Origin of the sequence: Pseudomonas sp. S30_BP2TU TE3576 (genome assembly GCF_050436025.1) — a bacterium.
GTDB lineage: Bacteria > Pseudomonadota > Gammaproteobacteria > Pseudomonadales > Pseudomonadaceae > Aquipseudomonas.
Genome location: NZ_JBNDLK010000001.1, coordinates 1,233,264 through 1,255,903 on the forward strand (window position 1 = coordinate 1,233,264; position 22,640 = coordinate 1,255,903).

General features: G+C 59.6%; 17 protein-coding genes. 5 read left to right on the forward strand and 12 right to left on the reverse strand.

What is annotated here, in order from left to right; genetic code table 11:
* Positions 1 to 55: 55 nt before the first annotated feature.
* From nirB to cobA, 4 genes are read left to right on the forward strand one after another with little or no spacing between them, the layout of a single operon-like run.
* Positions 56 to 2,509, forward strand: a complete 2,454-nt coding sequence (gene nirB, locus ABIA48_RS05555) for a nitrite reductase large subunit NirB (protein WP_429487341.1) — start codon at positions 56 to 58, stop codon at positions 2,507 to 2,509.
* A complete protein-coding gene (gene nirD / locus ABIA48_RS05560) occupies positions 2,506 to 2,823 on the forward strand; it encodes a nitrite reductase small subunit NirD (protein ID WP_429487342.1) in 318 nt (105 codons plus the stop codon). The genes nirB and nirD overlap by 4 nt, the downstream gene beginning before the upstream one ends.
* The gene (locus tag ABIA48_RS05565; protein WP_429487343.1) at positions 2,823 to 5,540 is read left to right on the forward strand and encodes a molybdopterin-dependent oxidoreductase; all 2,718 of its coding nucleotides are present in this window, start codon (positions 2,823 to 2,825) and stop codon (positions 5,538 to 5,540) included. Before nirD ends, ABIA48_RS05565 begins: the two co-directional genes overlap by 1 nt.
* A 10-nt stretch (positions 5,541 to 5,550) precedes the next feature.
* Positions 5,551 to 6,318, forward strand: coding sequence for a uroporphyrinogen-III C-methyltransferase (gene cobA / locus ABIA48_RS05570; protein WP_429487344.1), 768 nt, complete (start codon positions 5,551 to 5,553; stop codon positions 6,316 to 6,318).
* A gap of 114 nt (positions 6,319 to 6,432) precedes the next feature.
* Here cobA and ABIA48_RS05575 read toward each other — a convergent pair whose 3' ends face one another.
* The 8 genes from ABIA48_RS05575 to ppsA all read right to left on the reverse strand — a co-directional run bounded on the left by ABIA48_RS05575 (position 6,433) and on the right by ppsA (position 14,622).
* Positions 6,433 to 7,479 carry an OmpA family protein gene (locus ABIA48_RS05575; protein WP_007988933.1) on the reverse strand — a complete coding sequence of 349 codons (1,047 nt, stop codon included), beginning with the start codon at positions 7,477 to 7,479 and terminating at the stop codon, positions 6,433 to 6,435.
* 107 nt (positions 7,480 to 7,586) lie between these two features.
* Positions 7,587 to 8,177, reverse strand: coding sequence for an RNA polymerase sigma factor SigX (gene sigX / locus ABIA48_RS05580; RefSeq protein ID WP_310063002.1), 591 nt, complete (start codon positions 8,175 to 8,177; stop codon positions 7,587 to 7,589).
* Between the two features lie 90 nt (positions 8,178 to 8,267).
* Complete coding sequence (locus ABIA48_RS05585) at positions 8,268 to 9,092, reverse strand: mechanosensitive ion channel family protein (RefSeq protein ID WP_007988930.1); 825 nt, start codon at positions 9,090 to 9,092, stop codon at positions 8,268 to 8,270.
* Positions 9,093 to 9,094: 2 nt separating this feature from the next.
* Positions 9,095 to 9,343, reverse strand: a complete 249-nt coding sequence (locus ABIA48_RS05590; RefSeq protein WP_204931693.1) for a CrfX protein — start codon at positions 9,341 to 9,343, stop codon at positions 9,095 to 9,097.
* Positions 9,344 to 9,405: 62 nt separating this feature from the next.
* Positions 9,406 to 10,401 (reverse strand): zinc transporter ZntB, encoded by a 996-nt coding sequence (locus ABIA48_RS05595; protein ID WP_429487345.1) that lies wholly within the window; start codon positions 10,399 to 10,401, stop codon positions 9,406 to 9,408.
* Positions 10,402 to 10,428: 27 nt separating this feature from the next.
* On the reverse strand, positions 10,429 to 10,917 hold the full coding sequence (gene rraA, locus ABIA48_RS05600) for a ribonuclease E activity regulator RraA (protein WP_177318975.1): 489 nt from the start codon (positions 10,915 to 10,917) through the stop codon (positions 10,429 to 10,431).
* A 140-nt stretch (positions 10,918 to 11,057) separates the two neighbouring features.
* The gene (locus tag ABIA48_RS05605) at positions 11,058 to 12,047 is read right to left on the reverse strand and encodes an alpha/beta fold hydrolase (protein ID WP_429487346.1); all 990 of its coding nucleotides are present in this window, start codon (positions 12,045 to 12,047) and stop codon (positions 11,058 to 11,060) included.
* 199 nt (positions 12,048 to 12,246) lie between these two features.
* Positions 12,247 to 14,622, reverse strand: a complete 2,376-nt coding sequence (ppsA, locus tag ABIA48_RS05610; RefSeq protein WP_429487347.1) for a phosphoenolpyruvate synthase — start codon at positions 14,620 to 14,622, stop codon at positions 12,247 to 12,249.
* A gap of 174 nt (positions 14,623 to 14,796) precedes the next feature.
* Here ppsA and ppsR point away from each other — a divergent pair, with 174 nt between their 5' ends.
* Entirely contained in the window at positions 14,797 to 15,615 is an 819-nt protein-coding gene (gene ppsR, locus ABIA48_RS05615) for a posphoenolpyruvate synthetase regulatory kinase/phosphorylase PpsR (RefSeq protein WP_007988917.1), read from the forward strand.
* A gap of 135 nt (positions 15,616 to 15,750) precedes the next feature.
* On the opposite strand, the gene prpD is transcribed toward ppsR, so the two are convergent.
* The 4 genes from prpD to prpC form a co-directional block, all read right to left on the reverse strand.
* Complete coding sequence (gene prpD / locus ABIA48_RS05620; RefSeq protein WP_429487348.1) at positions 15,751 to 17,235, reverse strand: 2-methylcitrate dehydratase; 1,485 nt, start codon at positions 17,233 to 17,235, stop codon at positions 15,751 to 15,753.
* A gap of 199 nt (positions 17,236 to 17,434) precedes the next feature.
* Positions 17,435 to 18,637, reverse strand: a complete 1,203-nt coding sequence (prpF, locus tag ABIA48_RS05625; protein WP_429487349.1) for a 2-methylaconitate cis-trans isomerase PrpF — start codon at positions 18,635 to 18,637, stop codon at positions 17,435 to 17,437.
* Positions 18,638 to 18,703: 66 nt separating this feature from the next.
* Positions 18,704 to 21,298 (reverse strand): Fe/S-dependent 2-methylisocitrate dehydratase AcnD, encoded by a 2,595-nt coding sequence (acnD, locus tag ABIA48_RS05630; RefSeq protein WP_429487350.1) that lies wholly within the window; start codon positions 21,296 to 21,298, stop codon positions 18,704 to 18,706.
* A 206-nt stretch (positions 21,299 to 21,504) separates the two neighbouring features.
* Complete coding sequence (gene prpC, locus ABIA48_RS05635; RefSeq protein WP_204931706.1) at positions 21,505 to 22,632, reverse strand: bifunctional 2-methylcitrate synthase/citrate synthase; 1,128 nt, start codon at positions 22,630 to 22,632, stop codon at positions 21,505 to 21,507.
* Positions 22,633 to 22,640 lie beyond the last annotated feature (8 nt).

Genomic DNA, 22,640 nt, shown 5'->3' on the forward strand with positions numbered 1-22,640 from the left:
TGTCGAGCATGGCCTGAACCCTGATGAGGCAGGCCTGAGCTCCCCGGAGAACCTGATGAAAAAACTAAAACTGGTGATGATCGGCAACGGCATGGCCGGGGTCCGGACCCTGGAAGAACTGCTCAAACTGAGCACGGAGTTGTACGACATCACGGTCTTCGGTGCCGAACCGCACACCAACTACAACCGCATCCTGTTGTCGCCGGTGCTGGCGGGCGAACAGACTTTTGAAGAAATCGTGCTCAACGACCTGAGCTGGTACCTGGACAACAACATCAAACTGCTGCTCAACCGCAAAGTGGTGGAGATCGACCGGGTCAAGCGCCGGGTCATTGCCGAAGACGGCAGTGAAGCCGAATACGATCGCCTGTTGATCGCCACCGGCTCAACGCCCTTCATCCTGCCCATTCCAGGCAACACCCTTGAGGGTGTGATCGGCTACCGCGACATCGCCGACACCCAGGCCATGATCGACACCGCGAAAACCTACCGGCACGCGGTCGTGATCGGTGGCGGCCTGCTCGGTCTGGAAGCCGCCAACGGCCTGATGCTGCGGGGCATGCACGTCACCGTGGTGCATCTCGGCGAGTGGTTGCTGGAGCGGCAACTGGACAAGACCAGCGGCCAGCTACTGCAAACCGCCCTGGAGTCTCGCGGCCTGCACTTTCGCCTGTGCGAGCAGACCCAGGCCTTGCACGACGCGGGCAATGGCCGGGTCGGTTCGGTGCAATTCAAGAACGGCGACATCATCCCCGCGGACCTGGTGGTGATGGCCGCCGGCATTCGCCCCAATACCGAACTGGCGGAAAAATCCGGCATTCCGTGCAACCGCGGGATTCTGGTCAACGACACACTGCAAACCTACGACCCGCGAATCTATGCCATCGGCGAGTGTGCCAGCCACCGCGGCATCGCCTATGGTTTGGTGGCGCCACTGTTCGAACAGGCCAAAGTCTGCGCCAACCACCTCGCCCAACTCGGTTTTGCCACCTACAAGGGGTCGGTGACCTCGACCAAACTGAAGGTCACCGGCATCGATCTGTTTTCCGCCGGCGACTTCATGGGTGGTGAAGGCACCGAGACCATTACCCTCTCGGACCCGATCGGCGGGGTCTACAAGAAACTGGTGATCAAGGATGACGTGCTGGTCGGTGCATGTCTGTACGGCGATACGGCAGATGGCGGCTGGTATTTCCGGCAGATCCGTGAGAATCACACCATCGGCGAGATCCGCGACCATCTGATGTTTGGCGAAAACGCTTTGGGCGACGTAGGACATCAAGGCCAGGACAAAGCCATGAGCATGGCCGACACGGCCGAAGTCTGCGGCTGCAACGGTGTGTGCAAAGGCACCATCGTCAAGGCCATTCAGGAACACGGGCTGTTCAGTGTCGACGACGTCAAGAAACACACCAAGGCTGCCAGTTCCTGCGGTTCGTGCGCGGGTTTGGTGGAACAGATCCTGATCAACACGGTGGGCGGCGCCGCCGACGTCAAACCGAAAAGCGAAAAAGCCATCTGTGGCTGCAGCGACCTCAATCACGGGCAAATCCGCCAGGCCATACGCGAGCAGCACCTGCTGACCATCGCCGGCACCCTGAGCTACCTGAACTGGCGCACACCCAACGGCTGCGCCACCTGCCGGCCGGCGCTCAACTACTATCTGATTTCCACCTGGCCGGGGGAAGCCAAAGACGATCCGCAATCGCGCCTGATCAACGAACGCGCCCACGCCAACATTCAGAAAGACGGCACCTACTCGGTAGTCCCGCGGATGTGGGGCGGCGTGACCAATCCTTCGGAACTGCGGCGCATTGCCGACGTTGCCGACAAGTACAACGTGCCGATGGTGAAGGTCACCGGCGGTCAGCGCATCGACTTGCTGGGGATTAAAAAGCAGGACTTGCCAGGCGTCTGGAAGGACCTCGACATGCCGTCCGGCCATGCCTACGGCAAATCCATCCGCACGGTGAAAACCTGCGTCGGCAGCGAGTTCTGCCGCTTCGGCACGCAAAATTCCACACAGTTGGGCATCGAGCTGGAGCACGACCTGTTCAACATGTGGTCGCCGCATAAAGTGAAACTGGCGGTCTCCGGGTGCCCGCGCAACTGTTCGGAAGCGGGCATCAAGGACGTAGGAATCATCGGCGTCGATTCCGGCTGGGAGATGTACATCGGTGGCAACGGCGGGATCAAGACCGAAGTCGCGGAATTCTTCGTCAAACTGAAAACCGCCGAAGAAGTCCGCGAATACAACGGTGCATTCCTGCAGCTCTATCGCGAAGAAGCCTTTTACCTGGAGCGCACCGTGCACTACCTGCAGCGGGTAGGCATGGACCATATCAAGAAAGCCGTGCTTGAAGACCCGGAGCGTCGCAAGGCGCTCAACGACCGCCTGCAATTTTCCCTGTCGTTCGAACAGGACCCGTGGAAGGAACGCCTGGAACAGCCACAGCTGAAAAAAGAATTCGACGTCATCCCCGTGAAAAACCTGGAGGTGCTGGCATGAACTGGCTGGATATCTGCGCACTGGAAGAAATCAATGCCCTGGGCTCGCGGATTGTCGCCGGCCCTAAGGGCGACATCGCGATTTTTCGTACCAGCGACGACGAAGTGTTCGCCCTCGACGACCGTTGCCCGCACAAGGGCGGGCCACTGTCCCAAGGTTTGATCTACGGCAAACGTGTGGCCTGCCCGTTGCACAACTGGCAAATCGACCTGGAAAGCGGCGAAGCCCTGGCCCCGGACGTCGGCTGCGCCCACCACCATTCGGCGCGGGTCGAAAATGGCCGAGTGATGCTGGCCTTGCGGGACGCAGGCTGATGGACCGCCAGATCACCGCGTCTACCTGCTGCTATTGCGGGGTCGGCTGCGGCGTGCTGATCGAGCATGACGGCGAGCGTATCCTCGGCGTCAGCGGCGATCCGGCGCACCCGGCCAATTTCGGCAAATTGTGCAGCAAGGGCTCGACCCTGCACCTGACCGGCGACTTGACGGCGCGGGCGTTGTATCCCGAACTGCGCCTCGGTAAAGGCCTGGCCCGCCACCGCACGGAGTGGGATACCGCCCTCGATCACGCTGCCAGCGTATTTGCCGCGACCATCGCCGAACATGGCCCGGACAGCGTGGCGTTCTACATTTCCGGGCAACTGTTGACCGAGGACTACTACGCCTTCAACAAGCTGGCACGCGCCCTGGTGGGCACCAATAACATCGACAGCAATTCGCGCCTGTGCATGTCTTCGGCAGTGGTCGGCTACAAGCGCAGCCTGGGTGCCGACGCGCCGCCCTGCAGCTATGAAGACCTGGAGTTGAGCGATTGCGTGATGATCGTCGGCAGCAACATGGCCTACGCCCACCCGGTACTGTTTCGCCGACTGGAAGAAGCCAAATCCCGGCGGCCGCAGATGAAGGTCATCGTCATTGACCCACGTCGTACAGACACCTGCGATCTGGCTGACCTGCACCTGGCGATTTTGCCTGGCACCGATGTCGCCTTGTTCCATGGGATTTTGCATCTGCTGCTGTGGGAAGACTGGATCGACCGTGACTTCATCAAGGACCATACCGAAGGCTTGCCCGAGCTGAAGAAACTGGTGCGCGATTACACACCGCAGATGGTGTCACAGCTCTGCGGAATCAGCGTCGGGCAATTGCAGGAATGCGCCGAGTGGATCGGCACAGCACCGAGCTTCCTGTCGCTGTGGTGCATGGGGCTTAATCAGTCCACCGCCGGCAGCGCAAAAAACAGTGCCTTGATCAATCTGCACCTGGCCACCGGGCAGATCGGTCGTCCCGGCGCCGGACCTTTCTCCCTCACCGGTCAGCCAAATGCCATGGGCGGACGGGAAACCGGCAGTTTATCCAACCTGCTGCCCGGCCATCGTGATGCCGCCAACCCAGAGCACCGTGCCGACGTGGCCACTTACTGGGGCATTGATCAACTGCCCGAAAACCCGGGCCTGACTGCCATCGAGTTGTTTGAGCAGGTGGCCAGCGGCAAGATCAAAGCCTTGTGGATCGCCTGCACCAACCCCGCGCAATCTCTTCCCGATCAAACCGCTGTGCGCGAGGCACTGCAAGCCTGCCCGTTCGTGGTCTTGCAAGAGGCCTTTCGCACCACCGAAACCGCCAGGTATGCCGACCTGTTGCTGCCCGCCGCCAGCTGGGGCGAAAAGGACGGCACGGTGACCAACTCCGAACGGCGTATTTCCCACGTCCGCCGCGCGATTGTCGCACCGGGTGAAGCGCGTCCGGACTGGGCGATCACGGTAGATTTCGCACAGCGCCTGGAGAAACATCTGCGTCCGCAAGCGACCAGCCTGTTTGCCTTTGACACCCCGGCGCAGGTTTTCGACGAATACAAACAGCTGACGCGTGGTCGGGATCTGGACTTGTCCGGGATCAGCCACGGGTTGATCGACAAAATCGGCCCACAACAATGGCCCTTTCCTGCGGGGTCCAGTGCAGGCACCGCCCGCCTCTATCTCGACGGTATTTTCCCGACCTCCAGCGGCCGCGCGCAGTTCGTGACCGATCCGTATCGCGCCGCCAAGGAACAACGGGATGCGCGCTTCCCGCTAACGCTGATCACCGGTCGTCTGCGCGATCAATGGCACGGAATGAGCCGCACCGGTACCGCCGCGCAGTTGTTCGGTCATGTCAGTGAAGCCGTGTTGAGCCTGCACCCGGATGAGCTGCGCCGGCATCGCCTGCAAACGGGCGATTTGATCAGCCTGAAAAGCCGCCGCGGCGCGGTGATCGTGCCGGTCGCCAGTGACGACAGCGTACGTCCGGGCCAAGCCTTCTTGCCGATGCATTTTGGTGACCGTTTTCTCAAGGGGGGCGTAAACAGCCTCACCCTGCCCGCCTTCGACCCGTTGTCGAAACAACCGGAGCTCAAACACAGCGGCGTGCGACTGGAGCCGGTGCAATTGCCCTGGCACCTTTTCGCGCTGATAGAGGGCGATGTCCAACAGCATTTTGAGACGCTACGCCCCCTCTGCGAGACGTTTTCCTACGTCAGCCTCAGCCTGACCGGTCGTGAGCGCCCTGCGCTGCTGATACGCGCTGCCAGCGCCACGGCGCCAGATCCGCAACTGCTGCGCGATATCGATCAATGCCTGGGGCTAAACGATGGGCCGGTCCTGGCCTACGACGACCCACGACGCTCCATCGGTAAGCGGGTGCGGATCGAGAACGGCCGGATCACTGCGATCCGCCTCGCGGGTGAAACCCTCGCCCGGCACTGGCTGCAAAACCTCTGGCTCGAAGGTCGCGCCGACGAACAGCTACGGCGCTGGCTGCTCGCGCCACTGAGTGCCCCACCGGGCCAGGTCGACGCCGAAGCGATCGGCAACAAAACCCTGTGCAACTGCAAAAACGTCAGCCAAAACTCGGTCTGCGCCGGCATCCGCCGCGGCCTGGACTTGCAAGGTTTGAAACAAGAATTGGGTTGCGGCACGCAATGCGGCTCCTGCGTCCCGGAAATCAAGCGTTTGCTGGCCGCCACCGCGCAGCCGCAAGCCGCCATCTCGTGAGGAAAACACTATGAGCGCAAAAGTCTGGCTGGTGGGTGCAGGTCCCGGCGATCCTGAATTACTGACCCTCAAAGCTGTTCGGGCGTTGAGAGAAGCGGATGTGGTGCTGATCGATGATCTGGTCAACGATGCCGTGCTGGAACACTGCCCCGGTGCGCGGATAATTCCAGTGGGTAAACGCGGTGGCTGTCGTTCAACGCCGCAAGCCTTTATCCATCGCCTGATGCTGCGTTATGCCCGTCAGGGAAAATGCGTGGTGCGACTCAAGGGTGGCGACCCGTGCATCTTCGGGCGTGGCGGTGAAGAAGCGCAGTGGCTACGCGAGCGTGGTGTCGAGACCGAATTGGTCAACGGCATCACCGCCGGCCTGGCGGGCGCGACGCAATGCGATATTCCATTGACCCTGCGCGGCGTGGCACGAGGGGTGACGCTGGTGACTGCCCACACTCAGGATGACAGCAGCCTGAACTGGCAAGCGCTAGCCCAAGGTGGCACGACACTTGTGATCTACATGGGGGTGGCGAAGCTCAGCGAGATCCGTGAGCAACTGCTGGCCGGTGGAATGGCAGCCGATACGCCCGTGGCAATGATCGAAAATGCTTCCCTGCCGCACCAACGGGAATGTTGGAGCGACCTGACAGCCATGGAGGACGATGCCCATAGCTTCCAGTTGAAAAGTCCGGCGATCCTTGTGATCGGTGCTGTGGCGGCCTGTGATGAGATCAAAAGATCGCAGCCTTCGGCAGCTCCTACACTGGTTCGGCATTTATCCCTGTAGGAGCTGCCGCAGGCTGCGATCCTTTAGAAGCAACGCAAAACTAATGCTGAACCCCAAATCGCAGACAAAGAAAAGCCCGGCCTGAGCCGGGCTTTTCTCAGAGCTGCGAGCTAATTACTTAGCTTGAGCTTCAACCTGCGCTTCTACGCGACGGTTAACAGCGCGACCAGCTTCAGTTTTGTTGTCAGCAACTGGGCGGGATTCGCCGTAGCCAACGGACTGAACGCGGGACGACTCAACACCGTACTGGTTGGTCAGAACTTGCTTAACGGCGTTTGCACGACGCTCGGACAGTTTCTGGTTGTAAGCGTCAGGACCGACGTTGTCAGTGTGACCTTCAACAGTAGTGGTGGTGGATGGGTACTGCTTCATGAAGTCAGCCAGGTTCTTGATGTCGCCGTAGCTGTTTGGCTTGACTGCAGCCTTGTCGAAGTCGAACTTCACGTCCAGCTCTACACGAACAACTTCAGCAACAGCTGGGCAGCCATCAGCGTCAACAGTTACGTTGGCTGGGGTGTCAGGGCACTTGTCAACGTTGTCGCAAACGCCGTCGTTGTCGCTGTCGGAGCAGACTTCTGGTGCTGGAACCGGAGCAGCAGCAGGCTTGTTGCCGCCACCGAAGTTCACACCCAGACCTACGGACGGGATGTAGTCCCAACGGCCGTTGTCCAGTTTGTAGTCAGCTTCTACGCCAGCACGTGCGTAGACGTTTTCGAGGAAGTAGTACTTCAGGCCAGCGCCAGCAGTCAGGAAAGTCGACTGGTCACGACCGGTGTGGCCGTCAGCGGCTACGTTGGTCATGCTGCCGTGCTTGACACCACCTTGAACGTAAGGACGCAGAGCGTCGCCAGCGTTGTTGAAGTGGTACTGAGCGTTCAGACCGAACTGGTCGCCCTCGATTTTCTGGTTGCCGGTGTTGTTGTTCGAACGGGTGTGGTCATCGTTGTTGTAGGTCAAGTTCAACGATACGTCGTCGGTCAAGAAGTAACCGATGGAGGCGCCAGGAGTGTAGCCGTCTTCAACATTGTTAATGCTGTCGTTGTACTTCTTCCCGTAGTTGAGCTCGCCTTCAACTGCGCCTTGGCCTTGTGCCAGTGCGCCGAACGAAGTAGCGGCAATAAGAGTACCAATGGCCAAGCCCAAGGTGTTTTTCAGTTTCATCCGTTAAATCCCCATCTGGTGATTGTGAAGCAGTCCCGCAAACCGGGGGACAACTCGGCGGCAAGTCTAACAGAACTTGCCTACACGTAAGAGATATTTGCGCTGAACTAAGTTTCAGCAATGCCTGCAAATTTCTCACGCAATTTATCTAGAGCGCGTTTGTACCGCATTTTTGTTGCACTCAAACCCATATGCATGATGTCCGCGATCTCCTGAAACTCCAGCTCTGCGACAAAACGTAGCACCAGAATTTCCCGGTCAATCGGGTTCACATACACTAGCCAGCGATCAAGTCCACCCTTTTCCTCGGGTTTCGGCGCCTTTTCTTCGGACGCTTCCTCAAGGGGGTCAAGACTCAATGCGTCCATCAAGCGACGCTTTCGCCGTTCCTTGCGATACTGTGTGATGCATTCGTTGTACGTGATGCTATATAGCCATGTCTTGAACTTCGATTTACCTTCAAAGTTCTTCAGGCCATACAGCACCTTCAACATGACCTCCTGACAGACATCGTCTGCGTCGCGATCGTTCCCGAGATATCGTGCACACACATTAAATAATGTTCGCTGGTAACGCCGCATCAGTTCTTCATAGGCACGCGTTACGTGAAATAGCTCTGAATGCGCACGCGCGACCAACTCCTCATCAGAGAGCTCGCGGGGGTCGTAGCGCATGGATAGCGATTGGGCTTTATTCAAAACAAGTCGGGCCGACAGTCAGGTCAATGTCCGCCGCAGCCAGCATCAGCAGGCATTTTGCGGCGGCATACATTAGCAGGGTTTGCCGGGTTAGCGGCTACTCACATGCTGCTCAAGGAGAATCCGATTGGAAAGAGAGACTAGCTCACCCTCATCGGTCAGCAATGTGGTTTTAACCGTGCCGATCTCTTCGATCTGGCCTTCGACCTCGCCAACACGCACTTGTTGCCCAACCTGGTACAGCTCACGCACATAGATTCCTGCCAGAATCTGGCCGGCAATTTCCCGGCTTCCCAACCCCATGGCCAGCGCTACCGCCAGACCAACGGTTATCAATACAATCACGATCACATGGTTGAGCAGGTCAGTCTTGACCTCCAACTGGCTGATCGCGACCGAAATACTGATGATGATCACCAGGCCCTGGGCAATTCGTCCAAGCCCTGAAGCATAGTCCAGGCCCACGCCCTCTGCTGCTCCGCGCACCAGCCCGTTGGCCAGTTGCGCCAGCAAAACACCTACCAGCAGCACCAGCGCCGCGCCGAATACTTTCGGCAAATACAACGCAAGCATATCCAGCGTTGCTGAAACCCGCTCAAGGCCAAGAGATTCTGCGGCAGAAACCAGAAAAATAAGCAGAACGAACCAATAGACGATCTTGCCGATCAGTGTCGAAATAGGGACATGCAATCCAGCGCGGGACAGCAGTTTGGTCAGGCCGGTGCCACCCATCAAGCGGTCAAGGCCCAGTTTGGCGAGCAACTTGGAGAGTAAGGTGTCCAGCAGTTTGGCCACGACAAAACCCAACAGCAACACAACCAGTGCGCCGAACAGGTTCGGAATGAAGTTCGCAACCTTGGTCCACAACGCAGTCATTGCAGTGACGAGGCTCTGAGTCCAGAGATCAAGTTCCATATTCAATCAGCCTTATCAGCAGTGCGAGCAGCAGGTTTACGAAGACGGGATACCGGCGAGACATGGGCCGATCCGTTATTCAGGGCGATCATCAGTGCGGGCAACCAACGCCCCAGCAGACTGAACAAATCACCGGCGCCGACCTGGCGGTTGGCGGTTTTCAGCACGCGCCCCAGGCACGCATCGTCGTCCCGGGTGGACGGCGAGGCCTTGAGCATGTCGCGTAAAGACTGTTCAAACGGATCGTGCATACGCACCTCTCGTGATGTCTGTGGAAGACGCGGTCAGTTTTGGTCGGGTCACATGGTTTCCCTCAGACCCAGCGCAAACGTCGGAATAACCACCACTGTCCCAACGCCACCGTGACCATCATCAGGCAGGCGATCAGAAAGCCGTAAGGGCTTGCAGAGAATGGAATTCCACCGACGTTGATCCCCAAAAGCCCAGTCAGAAAACTCATTGGCAAAAAGATCCCGGTGATGATCCCGAAGCGATACATCGTGCGATTCATGCGCACGCTCAACCGACGGTCTTCGGCTTCCAGGACCAGCCCCACCCGCTCCCGGGTCAATTCCAGTTCCTCGAGGTAGCGGGTCAGGCTGTTGTTCAATTCGTTCCAGTAATCACCATCGTCCTCGACGAACCAGGGCAACTTGATCCGCGTCAACTGCCCGAAAATATCCCGCTGCGGAGCGAGAAAACGCTTCAACGCGGCGGCCCTGCGCCGGATCTGCAATACGGCACCGTGCTCCGGCGCATACCGTTCGTCGGCATCCAGTTTTTCTTCTTCCTCATCGACCACTTCCGAGAGGTCGCTGACCAGATCCTGCACCTTGTTGGTGAGGTACTGCGCCATGTACAGGATGAGTTCGGAGGCTGTTTTCGGCCCTTTGCCTTCGGACAGTTGCACCAGCAGCTCTTCAGTGGCACGCAACGGCCGCAAACGCAGGGAAATGACACGCTGGGCAGAGCCGAAGATCCGCACCGACACCATGTCTTCCGGCTCGGCACCGGGGTTCAGATTGACCCCGCGCAAAAATAGCAGCAGTTCGCTGTCGGAAAGCTGTAAAAGTCGCGGACGGGTGTTTTCTTCGAGTAGCAGGTCACAGCTGAATTCGCTCAGACCGCTGGATTTGCGTAGCCAGGTCTGGGTTTGCGGATGACTGCGATCCCAGTGCAACCACAGGCTTTCATGGGCCTGTAGCTGCAAGTCGTCGAGTTCTGTCCGGGCTATCGAACGCGCACCGCCTTTACCATCCAGCACCAGGGCATGCACCAGCCCCCATTGCGCGTTTTCTTCCTCGAACATCCTCACCCCTTTGACTGGCTCAACGTTTTATTCAGGCATCTTCAGCGGGACTGGCGAGATGATCACGCCATTGTTGTCCGCATAAATGTATTCGCCTGGACGGAACGTCACACCGGCAAACGTCACCACAACGTTGAGATCGCCGAGCCCGCGCCTGTCGGATTTTCTCGGGTGACTGGCGAGAGCCTGAACGCCCAGATCGGTCTGCGCGATGATATCGACGTCGCGGATGCAACCGTAGATCACCAGCCCTTCCCAACCGTTTTTCGCGGCTTTCTCGGCCAGCATGTCACCCAGCAACGCATGACGCAGGGAACCGCCACCGTCTACCACCAGCACTTTGCCATTCCCCTTGAGCTCGACTTGCTCCTTGACCCGCGAGTTATCTTCGAAGCACTTGATGGTCACGATTTCGCCGCCGAAGGAATCACGGCCGCCGAAATTGCTGAACATCGGTTCCAGCACCTGCACCAGTTCCGGATAGGCGTCGCACAGGTCAGGCGTGAGGTAATGGATCATCGAGAAACTCCTGTAAAGAGGAAGACAGCACGAACATCAGTGATGGCTCAGTCACGGAAAGTGACCAGAACAGCTCAATGCGTCATATCTTAGCCGCAAGCCGACCAGAGCGAAATGCCCTTGTTAGAGCGCCAGGCTCAAACCGCCGCGGCCAAATCCCGCTGTTCTCCCAACAACGGTGTCTGCTGGTCCGCCAGCCAGCGGGCCACCAAAGGCCAGACTTCGGCCTGGGCGGGCTTGCTGACAAGCATTTCAACATGGCCGAAATTATCGGCAAAACCTTGATCGCGACCCAGATTGATAAATTGCTTGTGCCCGGAACCGAGCTGATCGAACAGTTTGCGACAAGCCCATGCAGGATCCTGATGATCACCCGCAGCGCTCACGGCGAGCACCGGCAATTGGACCTCGGCCAAACCCACCCACCAGTTTTTATCGGCATCGCCAAAGCGCCCGAACAGGCCGTACCAACGCATGCTTTCCAGGGCCAGGCCGATTGGTTCGTCCTCCGGGCCACGCTTGAGTCTTGAGCCGGACAACTGGGCAAAACGCTTGAGAATGAAGCGACTGCCCCACTCCACCGGCGGAATCTTCAATGGCCAATAGTTGCGACTGACCTGGGTACCAAAAAACGCCGCCGAGGCCACGACTGGCTCACCGATATACTCGCCGCCCAGCGCCGCAGCCAGTGTAATGCCACCCAGCGAGTGACCGATCCAGTGCGGTACCTGCCCGCTCTGCTCGCGCACGAACGCGCCAATGGCCGGCAGGTCATAGCGAGCGTAGTCGGCGACACGGTTCTTGCGGTAGTCGCGGTTACGCTGGGACAGGCCGTGACCGCGCATTTCCGGAATCCAGACGTCGAATCCCAAGCGAGCCAGATAAGCACCCAACCCCAGGCCCTTGGGAGAAAACCAGAACCGTCGATTGGAAAAGCTGCCGTGCAGCAGGATCACCGGCACGCCGCGGGTTGCCGGTTCATCGGCCATGCCGAGACGCGTCACAGCCAGTTCGACGGTGAAGTCGGGGCTGTTGCCGGGTTTCAAACGATACACATCTTCGCTCAGATCGCCGCGCCGTTCGGCGCTGATCAGGGCGACAGGAAATAGATTGCTGCTGCTTTGCATAATCTCTTGCACAAAAAAGGGCGGCATCCTACAGGAGCCCGCCCTACTTGAATCTCAAAAAGACCGCTCCCTGTAGGAGCGAGCCCTGCTCGCAAAGAACTTCAGGACACCACGTTTACCCAGGATAAACGCGTTATCGTTGACGTCCATCGCGAGCAAGCTCGCTCCCACAGAGAGAGAGCGGCCCGTTCACACAAGATCAAGCCGAAGCCTGACCCTCAGCCAGGAAGAACCAGGTTTCCAGTACGGAGTCCGGGTTCAACGAAACGCTTTCAATGCCCTGCTCCATCAGCCACTTGGCCAGGTCCGGGTGGTCCGAAGGGCCCTGACCGCAGATGCCGATGTACTTGCCGGCCTTGTTGCACGCGGCAATGGCGTTGGCCAGCAGCTTCTTGACCGCCGGATTACGTTCATCGAACAGATGCGCAATGATCCCGGAGTCGCGATCCAGACCCAGGGTCAGCTGGGTCAGGTCGTTGGAGCCGATGGAGAAACCGTCGAAGAATTCGAGGAACTCTTCCGCCAGGATGGCGTTGGATGGCAGTTCGCACATCATGATCACGCGCAGGCCATTCTGGCCACGGGCCAGACCGTTTTCCGCCAGCAGATCGACTACCTGGCTCGCTTCGCCCAGGGTACGGACAAACGGCACCATGATTTCGACGTTGGTCAGGCCCATTTCGTTGCGCACGCGCTTGAGGGCGCGGCATTCGAGCTCGAAGCAGTCACGGAACGATTCGCTGATGTAACGCGAAGCGCCGCGGAAGCCCAGCATCGGGTTTTCTTCTTCCGGCTCGTAGAGCTTGCCGCCGATCAGGTTGGCGTATTCGTTGGACTTGAAGTCCGACAGACGCACGATGACTTTCTTCGGCCAGAACGCAGCCGCCAGGGTGCTGATGCCTTCGACCAGTTTCTCGACGTAGAAGCCGACCGGATCGTTGTAACCGGCAATACGCTTGTCGACGCTGTCCTTGATGTCCTGCGGCAGACCGTCGTAGTTCAGCAGTGCCTTGGGGTGCACGCCAATCATGCGGTTGATGATGAACTCCAGGCGAGCCAGGCCCACACCGGCGTTCGGCAGTTGGGCGAAGTCGAAGGCGCGGTCCGGGTTGCCGACGTTCATCATGATCTTGAACGGCAGCTCAGGCATGGCGTCCACGGAGTTCTTCTTGATGTCGAAGCCCAGTTCGCCTTCGAAGATGAAGCCGGTGTCGCCTTCAGCGCAGGAAACGGTCACGCCCTGGCCGTCTTTCAACAGCTGGGTGGCATTGCCGCAACCGACTACCGCTGGAATACCCAGTTCGCGGGCGATGATCGCCGCGTGGCAAGTACGGCCGCCACGGTTGGTGACGATCGCGCTGGCGCGCTTCATCACCGGTTCCCAGTCCGGGTCGGTCATGTCGGACACCAGTACGTCGCCTGGCTGGACCTTGTCCATCTCGGACACGTCCTTGATGATGCGGACCTTCCCGGCGCCGATGCGCTGGCCAATGGCACGGCCTTCCACCAGCACGGTGCCGGTTTCTTTCAACAGGTAACGTTCCATGACGTTGGCCTGGGTGCGGCTCTTCACGGTTTCCGGGCGGGCCTGCACGATGTACAGCTTGCCGTCGTCACCGTCCTTGGCCCACTCGATGTCCATCGGGCACTGGTAGTGCTTCTCGATGATCATCGCCTGCTTGGCCAGCTCGCTCACTTCGGCGTCGGTCAGGCAGAAACGTGCGCGCTCGGCCTTGTCCACGTCGACGGTCTTGACCGAACGACCGGCCTTGGCTTCGTCGCCGTAGATCATCTTGATGGCCTTGCTGCCCAGGTTGCGGCGCAGGATCGCCGGGCGACCGGCCGCCAGCGTGCCCTTGTGGACGTAGAACTCATCCGGGTTCACCGCGCCTTGTACGACGGTTTCACCCAGGCCGTAGGCGCCGGTGATGAACACCACGTCACGGAAGCCCGACTCGGTATCGAGGGTGAACATCACGCCGGCGGTGCCGGTTTCGGAACGAACCATGCGCTGCACGCCCGCCGACAGGGCAACCAGCTTGTGGTCGAAGCCCTGGTGCACGCGATAGGAAATGGCACGGTCGTTGAACAGCGAGGCGAACACCTCTTTGGCGGCGCGAATGACGTTTTCGACACCACGGATGTTCAGGAAGGTTTCCTGCTGGCCGGCAAAGGAAGCGTCCGGCAAGTCTTCGGCGGTGGCGGAAGAGCGCACGGCCACGGCCATGTCAGGGTTGCCGGCGGACAGCGTGGCGAACGCGGTACGAATTTCGGCATTGAGTTTTTCAGGGAACTCGGCCTCCATGATCCATTGACGGATCTGGGCACCGGTCTTGGCCAGGGCATTCACGTCATCGACGTCCAGGGCATCCAGTGCATCGTGAATCTGCTGATTCAGGCCGCTCAACTCCAGGAAATCACGATAAGCCTGAGCGGTCGTGGCGAAGCCGCCGGGCACCGATACACCGGCACCTGCAAGGTTGCTGATCATCTCGCCCAGGGATGCGTTCTTGCCCCCCACATGCTCAACATCGTGTTTGCCGAGCTTATCGAGGGAAACTACGTACTCTACCAAGGTGATCTCTCCACTAACTGTGTTGGAAAAGCTCAGAAACCGGCTGCTTAAGTGAGCATTTGCCGGCTATATGGCCTGGACCTGGAAAATAAGTGAGAATGCGGGCCATTGGCGGCCGGCAAATCGCGCCTATCATATCCAAGATTCGTCACTAGCTTAAGGCCCAAGGTGCAAATGAAACGATCTGCTTTCTTTATCTCCGATGGTACCGGCATTACCGCCGAAACCCTGGGTCAAAGCCTTCTGGCGCAGTTCGAAAACATTACCTTCAGCAAAGTCACGCGGCCGTACATCGACAACGTGGACAAAGCGCGGGCCATGGTACAACAAATCAACAAAGCCGCCGAAACCGACGGCTTCCGTCCGATTATCTTCGACACCATCGTCAATCAGGACATTCGTGAGATTCTCGCAACCTCGAATGGTTTCATGATCGACATTTTCTCGACTTTCCTGGCACCGCTTGAACAGGAACTGACCGAGCATTCTTCCTACACCGTGGGCAAATCCCACTCCATCGGCACCAGCTCCAATTACATGGAGCGTATCGAGGCCGTTAACTTCGCCCTCGACAACGACGACGGTGCCCGCACGCACTATTACGACAAGGCCGACCTGATACTAGTGGGCGTGTCGCGATGTGGTAAGACGCCGACGTGCCTGTACATGGCGATGCAATTCGGTATCCGCGCAGCCAACTACCCGCTGACCGAAGACGACATGGAACGCCTGCAACTGCCAAACGCCCTGCGCGCCCACCAGCACAAGCTGTTCGGCCTGACCATCGACCCGGACCGCCTCACCGCAATCCGCAACGAGCGCAAACCCAACAGCCGCTATTCGAGCTACGCCCAGTGCGAGTTCGAGGTGCGCGAGGTCGAGAACCTGTTCCGCCGCGAAAACATCCCGAACATCAACTCCACGCATTTTTCCGTGGAAGAAATCTCCGCGAAGATTCTGGTGGAAAAGGGCGTCGAGCGGCGATTCAAATAATCCTGCGGAGCCTTATCTGCCGCTTTCGCGAGCAAGCCCGCTTCCACACTGGATCTCGGTCGTGCACAAATTTTGTGTTCACGGCAGACCCCATGTGGGAGCGGGCTTGCTCGCGAAGAACGATAACGCGGTCTCCTAGTTAACAAACAAATCCACAAACCGGTTCACCGCTGTCGCCTCAAGCCTCTGCTGATCCTTGCACAGCGCAAAAATCTCCTCGCTACGCTGACCAGTGAATCGTGTCAGCAAGTTCGCCCTGAATTTCTCCTCCAGCAACGGTCTTCCTTCAGCCCGCCGCCGCCGATGCCCGATCGGGTACTCCACCACCACGTTCTCGGTGTTCGAACCGTCCTTGAAAAACACCTGCAGCGCATTGGCAATCGAGCGTTTATCCGCCTCCAGGTATTCACGGGTGTAACGCGGTTCTTCGACGATAACCATCTTGTCGCGCAGCTCATCGATGAGCGGATGCGCCCTGTGGAAATCGTCTTCGTAGTGCTCGGCCACCAGGTTGCCGAAGATCAGCGGCACGGCCGTCATGTACTGGATGCAATGATCGCGGTCGGCGGCATTGGCCAACGGGCCGACCTTGGAAATGATGCGGATCGCCGATTCATGGGTGGTGATGACGATTTTGTCGATTTCATGCAGACGATTACACACTTGCGGATGTAGCGTCACTGCCGCCTCGCAGGCCGTTTGCGCGTGGAACTCGGCGGGAAAACTGATCTTGAACAGCACGTTTTCCATCACATAGCTGCCGTACGGCCGCGAAAAACTGAATGCCCGCTTATCTTCAGGCTTGAGCGCCAGATCATGGTTGGTGTGGCTGAACAGTACGTCGTAAAAGCCCCACTGCCTGGCACTCAACACACCAGGAATACCCATCTCGCCACGCATCGCAATATCCGCCAGGCGCACGCCACGACTGGACGCATCGCCCGCGGCCCAGGACTTGCGCGAGCCGGCATTCGGCGCATGCCGGTACGTGCGCAAGGCCTGACCGTCAGCAAAGGCGTGGGACAACGCCGACAACAACTGCTCGCGATTGGCACCCATCAGCTTGGCCGTGACCGCGGTCGAGGCGACTTTCACCAGAATCACGTGATCGAGGCCGACACGGTTGAACGAGTTTTCCAGGGCGATCACGCCCTGGATCTCGTGGGCCATGATCATCGCCTCAAGTACCGTGCGCATGGTCAGCGGCGCCTCGCCATTGGCCAGGCGCTTTTGCGACAGGTGATCGGCCACCGCAAGAATGCCGCCGAGGTTATCCGACGGATGTCCCCACTCGGCCGCAAGCCAGGTGTCGTTGTAGTCGAGCCAACGCACGATGCAGCCGATGTCCCAAGCCGCCTTCACCGGATCGAGCCGATAAGAAGTGCCGGGAACCCGGGCGCCGAACGGCACGACGGTGCCTTCGACCACAGGACCCAGGTGCTTGGTGCATTCGGGAAAGCGCAGGGCCAGCAGGCCACAACCCAAGGTATCGATCAGGCAGTTGCGGGCGGTGTCCAGAGCTTCTTTGGACTCGACTTTGTAGTTCAACACGTAATCGGCAATGTCCTGCAGGACCTTGTCGTAGTCGGGGCGGTTGTTCAGGTCGACGTTGGCACTCATGTTCGATTCACTCTATGAAGTGGGTCGTTGATGGGACCTCGGTTCAGGTCAATCTGAGTCGATAACGAGTTTCTTATTTGAAATGCAATCCTAGTGTGGGAGCGGGCTTGCTCGCGAAAGCGGTGTGTCAGTCGACATCGATGTTGCATGTCAGTCCGTCTTCGCGGGCAAGCCCGCTCCCACAGGGTTTTGGGTGTTCTTAGAAAGAATCCCCCGGCACACGCACATAACCTTCCATCAACACCCGCGCACTGCGGCTCATGATGGCTTTTTTCACCGTCCACTCGCCGTTGACCAGGCTGGCCTCGGCGCCGACGCGCAGGGTGCCGGACGGGTGTCCGAAGCGCACCGCATTGCGTTCGATACCGCCCGCCGCGAGGTTCACCAGGGTGCCGGAAATCGCCGCCGCCGTGCCGATCGCCACCGCCGCCGTGCCCATCATCGCGTGGTGCAACTTGCCCATGGACAGTGCACGCACCAGCAGGTCGACATCACCTGCGGCAATCGCCTTGCCGCTGGACGCCACGTAGTCCGCCGGTTTAGCGACGAAGGCGACTTTCGGTGTGTGTTGACGTTTGGCCGCTTCGTCGATGTTGGAAATCAGGCCCATGCGCAATGCGCCGTAAGCGCGGATGGTTTCGAACATCTGCAAGGCTTTCGGGTCGCCATTGATCGCGCCCTGCAACTCGGTGCCCTTGTAGCCGATGTCTTCGGCATTGACGAAAATCGTCGGGATGCCGGCGTTGATCATGGTCGCCTTGAAGGTGCCGACGCCGGGCACTTCCAGGTCATCGATCAGGTTGCCGGTGGGGAACATCGAACCGCCGCCACCCTCTTCTTCCGCTGCCGGATCGAGGAACTCGATCTGCACTTCGGCCGCCGGGAAGGTCACGCCGTCGAGTTCGAAATCGCCGGTCTCCTGCACTTCACCATTGGTGATCGGCACGTGGGCGATGATGGTCTTGCCAATGTTGGCCTGCCACACGCGAACCACGGCTACGCCGTTATGCGGGATGCGGCTGGCGTCCACCAGGTCGTTGCTGACGGCAAACGAACCGACCGCCGCCGACAGGTTGCCGCAGTTGCCGCTCCAGTCGACGAAGGGCTTGTCGATGGACACCTGACCGAACAGGTAATCGACATCGTGATCGGCCTTGGTGCTTTTCGACAGGATCACGGTTTTGCTGGTGCTGGAGGTCGCGCCGCCCATGCCGTCGATTTGTTTGTCGTACGGGTCGGGGCTGCCAATCACGCGCAGCAGCAAAGCGTCGCGGGCCGGACCGGGGACCTGTGCTGCTTCAGGCAGGTCTTTGAGACTGAAGAACACGCCTTTGCTGGTGCCGCCGCGCATGTAAGTGGCGGGTATCCTTATTTGCTTTGGAAACGTAGCTGCGTGAGCCATGGTGCTCGTTACTCCTGATCTGAAAGCAGACACGGGACTTGAAGTCCCGTGTCTGTATTACATGCGTTAAACGGCAACCGCCGATTCTTCGAGGAAGTCCTGGGCGAAGCGTTGTAGCACGCCACCGGCCTCGTAGATCGACACTTCTTCGGCGGTGTCGAGGCGGCAGGTCACCGGCACGTCGACGCGCTCGCCGTTCTTGCGATGGATCACCAGCGTCAGCTCGGCACGTGGCGTGCGATCACCGATCACGTCGTAGGTTTCGCTACCGTCGATGGCCAGGGTGTGACGGTTGGTGCCTGGCTTGAACTCCAGCGGCAACACGCCCATGCCCACCAGGTTAGTGCGGTGAATGCGCTCGAAACCTTCGGCGGCAATCGCTTCCACACCCGCCAGACGCACGCCCTTGGCGGCCCAGTCGCGGGACGAACCCTGACCGTAGTCGGCGCCGGCGATGATGATCAGCGGCTGCTTGCGATCCATGTAGGTTTCGATGGCTTCCCACATGCGCATTACTTTGCCTTCCGGCTCGACACGGGCCAGGGAGCCCTGCTTGACCTTGCCGTTTTCCTGAACCATTTCATTGAACAGTTTCGGGTTGGCGAAGGTCGCGCGCTGCGCCGTCAGGTGGTCACCGCGGTGCGTGGCGTAAGAGTTGAAGTCCTCTTCCGGCAGGCCCATTTTCGCCAGATATTCGCCGGCGGCGCTGTCCAACATGATGGCGTTGGACGGTGACAGGTGATCGGTGGTGATGTTGTCTGGCAGCACCGCCAGCGGGCGCATGCCCTTGAGCGGACGAGCGCCGGCCAGCGCGCCTTCCCAGTACGGCGGACGGCGGATGTAGGTGCTCATCTCGCGCCACTCGTACAGCGGCGCGACTTTCGGGCCGGTGTCTTCGTGGATGGCGAACATCGGGATGTACACCTGGCGGAACTGCTCCGGCTTGACCGACGCCTTGACCACTGCGTCGATTTCTTCGTCGCTCGGCCAGATGTCTTTCAGGCGGATTTCCTTGCCATCCACCACGCCCAGCACATCCTTCTCAATGTCAAAACGGATGGTGCCGGCAATCGCATAGGCGACCACCAATGGCGGCGATGCGAGGAACGCTTGCTTGGCGTACGGATGAATCCGGCCGTCGAAGTTACGGTTGCCGGACAACACCGCAGTGGCGTACAGGTCGCGGTCGATGATCTCTTGCTGGATTACCGGGTCCAGTGCGCCGGACATGCCGTTGCACGTGGTGCAGGCGAAAGCCACGACGCCGAAGCCGAGCTTGTCCAGCTCTTTGGTCAGGCCGGCTTCATCGAGGTACAGCGCCACGGTTTTCGAACCCGGTGCCAGGGACGACTTGACCCAAGGCTTGCGGGTCAGGCCGAGCTTGTTGGCGTTGCGCGCCAGCAGGCCGGCGGCGATCACGTTGCGCGGGTTGCTGGTGTTGGTGCAGCTGGTGATGGCGGCGATGATCACCGCGCCGTCCGGCATTTGCCCCGGCACATCGTCCCACTGACCGGAGATGCCTTTGGCGGCCAGATCCGAAACCGCCACACGGGCGTGCGGATTGCTCGGGCCGGCCATGTTGCGCACCACAGAGGACAGATCGAACGTCAGGCCGCGCTCGTATTGCGCACCTTTCAGGCTGTCAGCCCACAGGCCGACCTGCTTGGCGTAGTTCTCGACCAACTGCACCTGCTCGTCTTCACGACCGGTGAGCTTGAGGTAGTCGATGGTCTGCTGGTCGATGTAGAACATTGCCGCGGTGGCGCCGTATTCCGGAGCCATGTTGGAAATGGTTGCGCGGTCGCCCAAGGTCAGGGCCGAGGCACCTTCGCCGAAGAACTCCAGCCACGCGCCGACCACTTTTTGCTTGCGCAGGAATTCGGTCAGCGCCAGCACCATGTCGGTGGCGGTGATGCCCGGTTGCAGCTTACCGGTCAGTTCGACGCCAACGCTTTCCGGCAGACGCATCCACGATGCGCGGCCGAGCATCACGCTTTCGGCTTCGAGGCCACCGACACCGATGGCGATCACGCCCAGCGCATCGACGTGCGGGGTGTGGCTGTCGGTGCCGACGCAGGTGTCGGGGAAGGCCACACCGTCACGCACCTGGATCACCGGAGACATTTTCTCCAGGTTGATCTGGTGCATGATGCCGTTGCCTGGCGGGATCACGTCGACGTTCTTGAACGCTTTCTTGGTCCAGTTGATGAAGTGGAAACGGTCTTCGTTGCGACGGTCTTCGATGGCGCGGTTCTTTTCGAACGCTTGCGGGTCGAAGCCACCGCGCTCGACGGCCAGGGAGTGATCGACGATCAACTGCGTCGGCACCACCGGGTTGACTTGCGCCGGGTCGCCGCCTTGCAGGGCGATGGCGTCACGCAGGCCAGCGAGGTCCACCAGCGCGGTCTGGCCAAGAATGTCGTGGCACACCACGCGGGCCGGGAACCACGGGAAGTCGAGGTCGCGCTTGCGCTCGATGAATTGCTTCAGGGATTCGGTGAGCGTGGCCGGGTTGCAGCGACGCACAAGGTTTTCCGCCAGCACACGGGAGGTGTACGGCAGGGTGTCGTAGGCGCCAGGCTGGATCGCCTCGACCGCTGCGCGGACATCGAAGTAATCCAGGTGGCTGCCCGGCAGCGGTTTACGGAATTGTGTGTTCATCGTCAGGACTCGGTCACGGTAGTTACAAAAGGTGGGGCCTGGCACCGGTACTGATCTGGACTCGGTCAAATGTGGGAGCGGGCTTGCTCGCGAAAGCGGTGTATCAGTCAACATCAATGTTGGATGTCAGTCCGTCTTCGCGAGCAAGCCCGCTCCCACAGTGGTTCCCGGTTCATTCAGTAACCAGCGCGGCAGCCCTCCACCATTCAGCGTTGTTCGATTGGCACGAACTTGCGCTGCTCAACGCCGGTGTATTCGGCGCTTGGACGGATGATGCGGTTGTTGGCGCGTTGTTCGTACACGTGGGCGGCCCAGCCGGTCAGGCGCGAGCAGACGAAAATCGGTGTGAACAACTTGGTCGGGATGCCCATGAAGTGGTACGCCGAGGCATGGTAGAAGTCGGCGTTCGGGAACAGTTTCTTCTGCTCCCACATGGTCTTGTCGATGGCTTCGGAGACCGGGAACAACACCTTGTCGCCCACTTCGTCAGCGAGTTTTTTCGACCAGCCCTTGATCACCTCGTTGCGCGGATCGTTGTCCTTATAGATCGCGTGGCCGAAGCCCATGATCTTGTCCTTGCGCTCGAGCATGCCGAGGGTGCCTTTGATCGCCTCTTCCGGCGATGAGAAGCGCTCGATCATTTCCATTGCCGCTTCGTTGGCGCCGCCGTGCAGCGGGCCGCGCAGCGAGCCGATGGCCGCGGTGATGCACGAATACAGGTCGGACAGGGTCGACGCGCAAACACGTGCGGTGAAGGTCGACGCGTTGAACTCGTGCTCTGCGTAGAGGATCAGCGAAACGTTCATCACCTTGACGTGCAGCTCGCTCGGTTTCTTGCCGTGCAACAGGTGCAGGAAGTGGCCACCGATGGACTGCTCGTCGCTCACGCAGTCGATGCGCTTGCCTTCGTGGCTGAAGTGATACCAGTAAGTCATGATCGCCGGGAATGCAGCCAGCAGGCGGTCGGTTTTGTCGTGCTGCTCGGAGAAGTTGTTCTCCGGCTCGAGGTTGCCCAGGAACGAGCAGCCCGTGCGCATCACGTCCATCGGGTGGGCGTCGGCGGGGATGCGTTCCAGCACTTCTTTCAATGCTTGCGGCAGGTCACGCAGCTTGCCCAGCTTGCTGATGTAGGCGTTCAGTTGTGCTTGGTTCGGCAGTTCGCCGTACAACAGCAGGTAAGCGACTTCTTCAAACTGTGCGCCAGCCGCCAGTTCACGAACGTCGTAACCACGATAAGTCAGACCGGCACCCGACTGGCCCACGGTGGACAGTGCGGTTTGCCCGGCAACCTGGCCACGGAGCCCGGCGCCACTGAGTACTTTTGCTTCGGCCATTGCTGTCT

What these genes read in the sequence shown, in the direction of transcription:
- nirD (WP_429487342.1), top strand. Translation starts at nt 2,506, where the DNA reads ATGAACTGGCTGGATATCTGCGCACTGGAAGAAATCAATGCCCTGGGC.
- ABIA48_RS05585 (WP_007988930.1), bottom strand. Translation starts at nt 9,092, where the DNA reads ATGGAACTTGATCTCTGGACTCAGAGCCTCGTCACTGCAATGACTGCG.
- ABIA48_RS05565 (WP_429487343.1), top strand. Translation starts at nt 2,823, where the DNA reads ATGGACCGCCAGATCACCGCGTCTACCTGCTGCTATTGCGGGGTCGGC.
- ABIA48_RS05590 (WP_204931693.1), bottom strand. Translation starts at nt 9,343, where the DNA reads ATGCACGATCCGTTTGAACAGTCTTTACGCGACATGCTCAAGGCCTCG.
- prpF (WP_429487349.1), bottom strand. Translation starts at nt 18,637, where the DNA reads ATGGCTCACGCAGCTACGTTTCCAAAGCAAATAAGGATACCCGCCACT.
- ppsR (WP_007988917.1), top strand. Translation starts at nt 14,797, where the DNA reads ATGAAACGATCTGCTTTCTTTATCTCCGATGGTACCGGCATTACCGCC.
- cobA (WP_429487344.1), top strand. Translation starts at nt 5,551, where the DNA reads ATGAGCGCAAAAGTCTGGCTGGTGGGTGCAGGTCCCGGCGATCCTGAA.
- ABIA48_RS05605 (WP_429487346.1), bottom strand. Translation starts at nt 12,047, where the DNA reads ATGCAAAGCAGCAGCAATCTATTTCCTGTCGCCCTGATCAGCGCCGAA.
- ABIA48_RS05595 (WP_429487345.1), bottom strand. Translation starts at nt 10,401, where the DNA reads ATGTTCGAGGAAGAAAACGCGCAATGGGGGCTGGTGCATGCCCTGGTG.
- nirB (WP_429487341.1), top strand. Translation starts at nt 56, where the DNA reads ATGAAAAAACTAAAACTGGTGATGATCGGCAACGGCATGGCCGGGGTC.
- prpC (WP_204931706.1), bottom strand. Translation starts at nt 22,632, where the DNA reads ATGGCCGAAGCAAAAGTACTCAGTGGCGCCGGGCTCCGTGGCCAGGTT.
- prpD (WP_429487348.1), bottom strand. Translation starts at nt 17,235, where the DNA reads ATGAGTGCCAACGTCGACCTGAACAACCGCCCCGACTACGACAAGGTC.
- ABIA48_RS05575 (WP_007988933.1), bottom strand. Translation starts at nt 7,479, where the DNA reads ATGAAACTGAAAAACACCTTGGGCTTGGCCATTGGTACTCTTATTGCC.
- acnD (WP_429487350.1), bottom strand. Translation starts at nt 21,298, where the DNA reads ATGAACACACAATTCCGTAAACCGCTGCCGGGCAGCCACCTGGATTAC.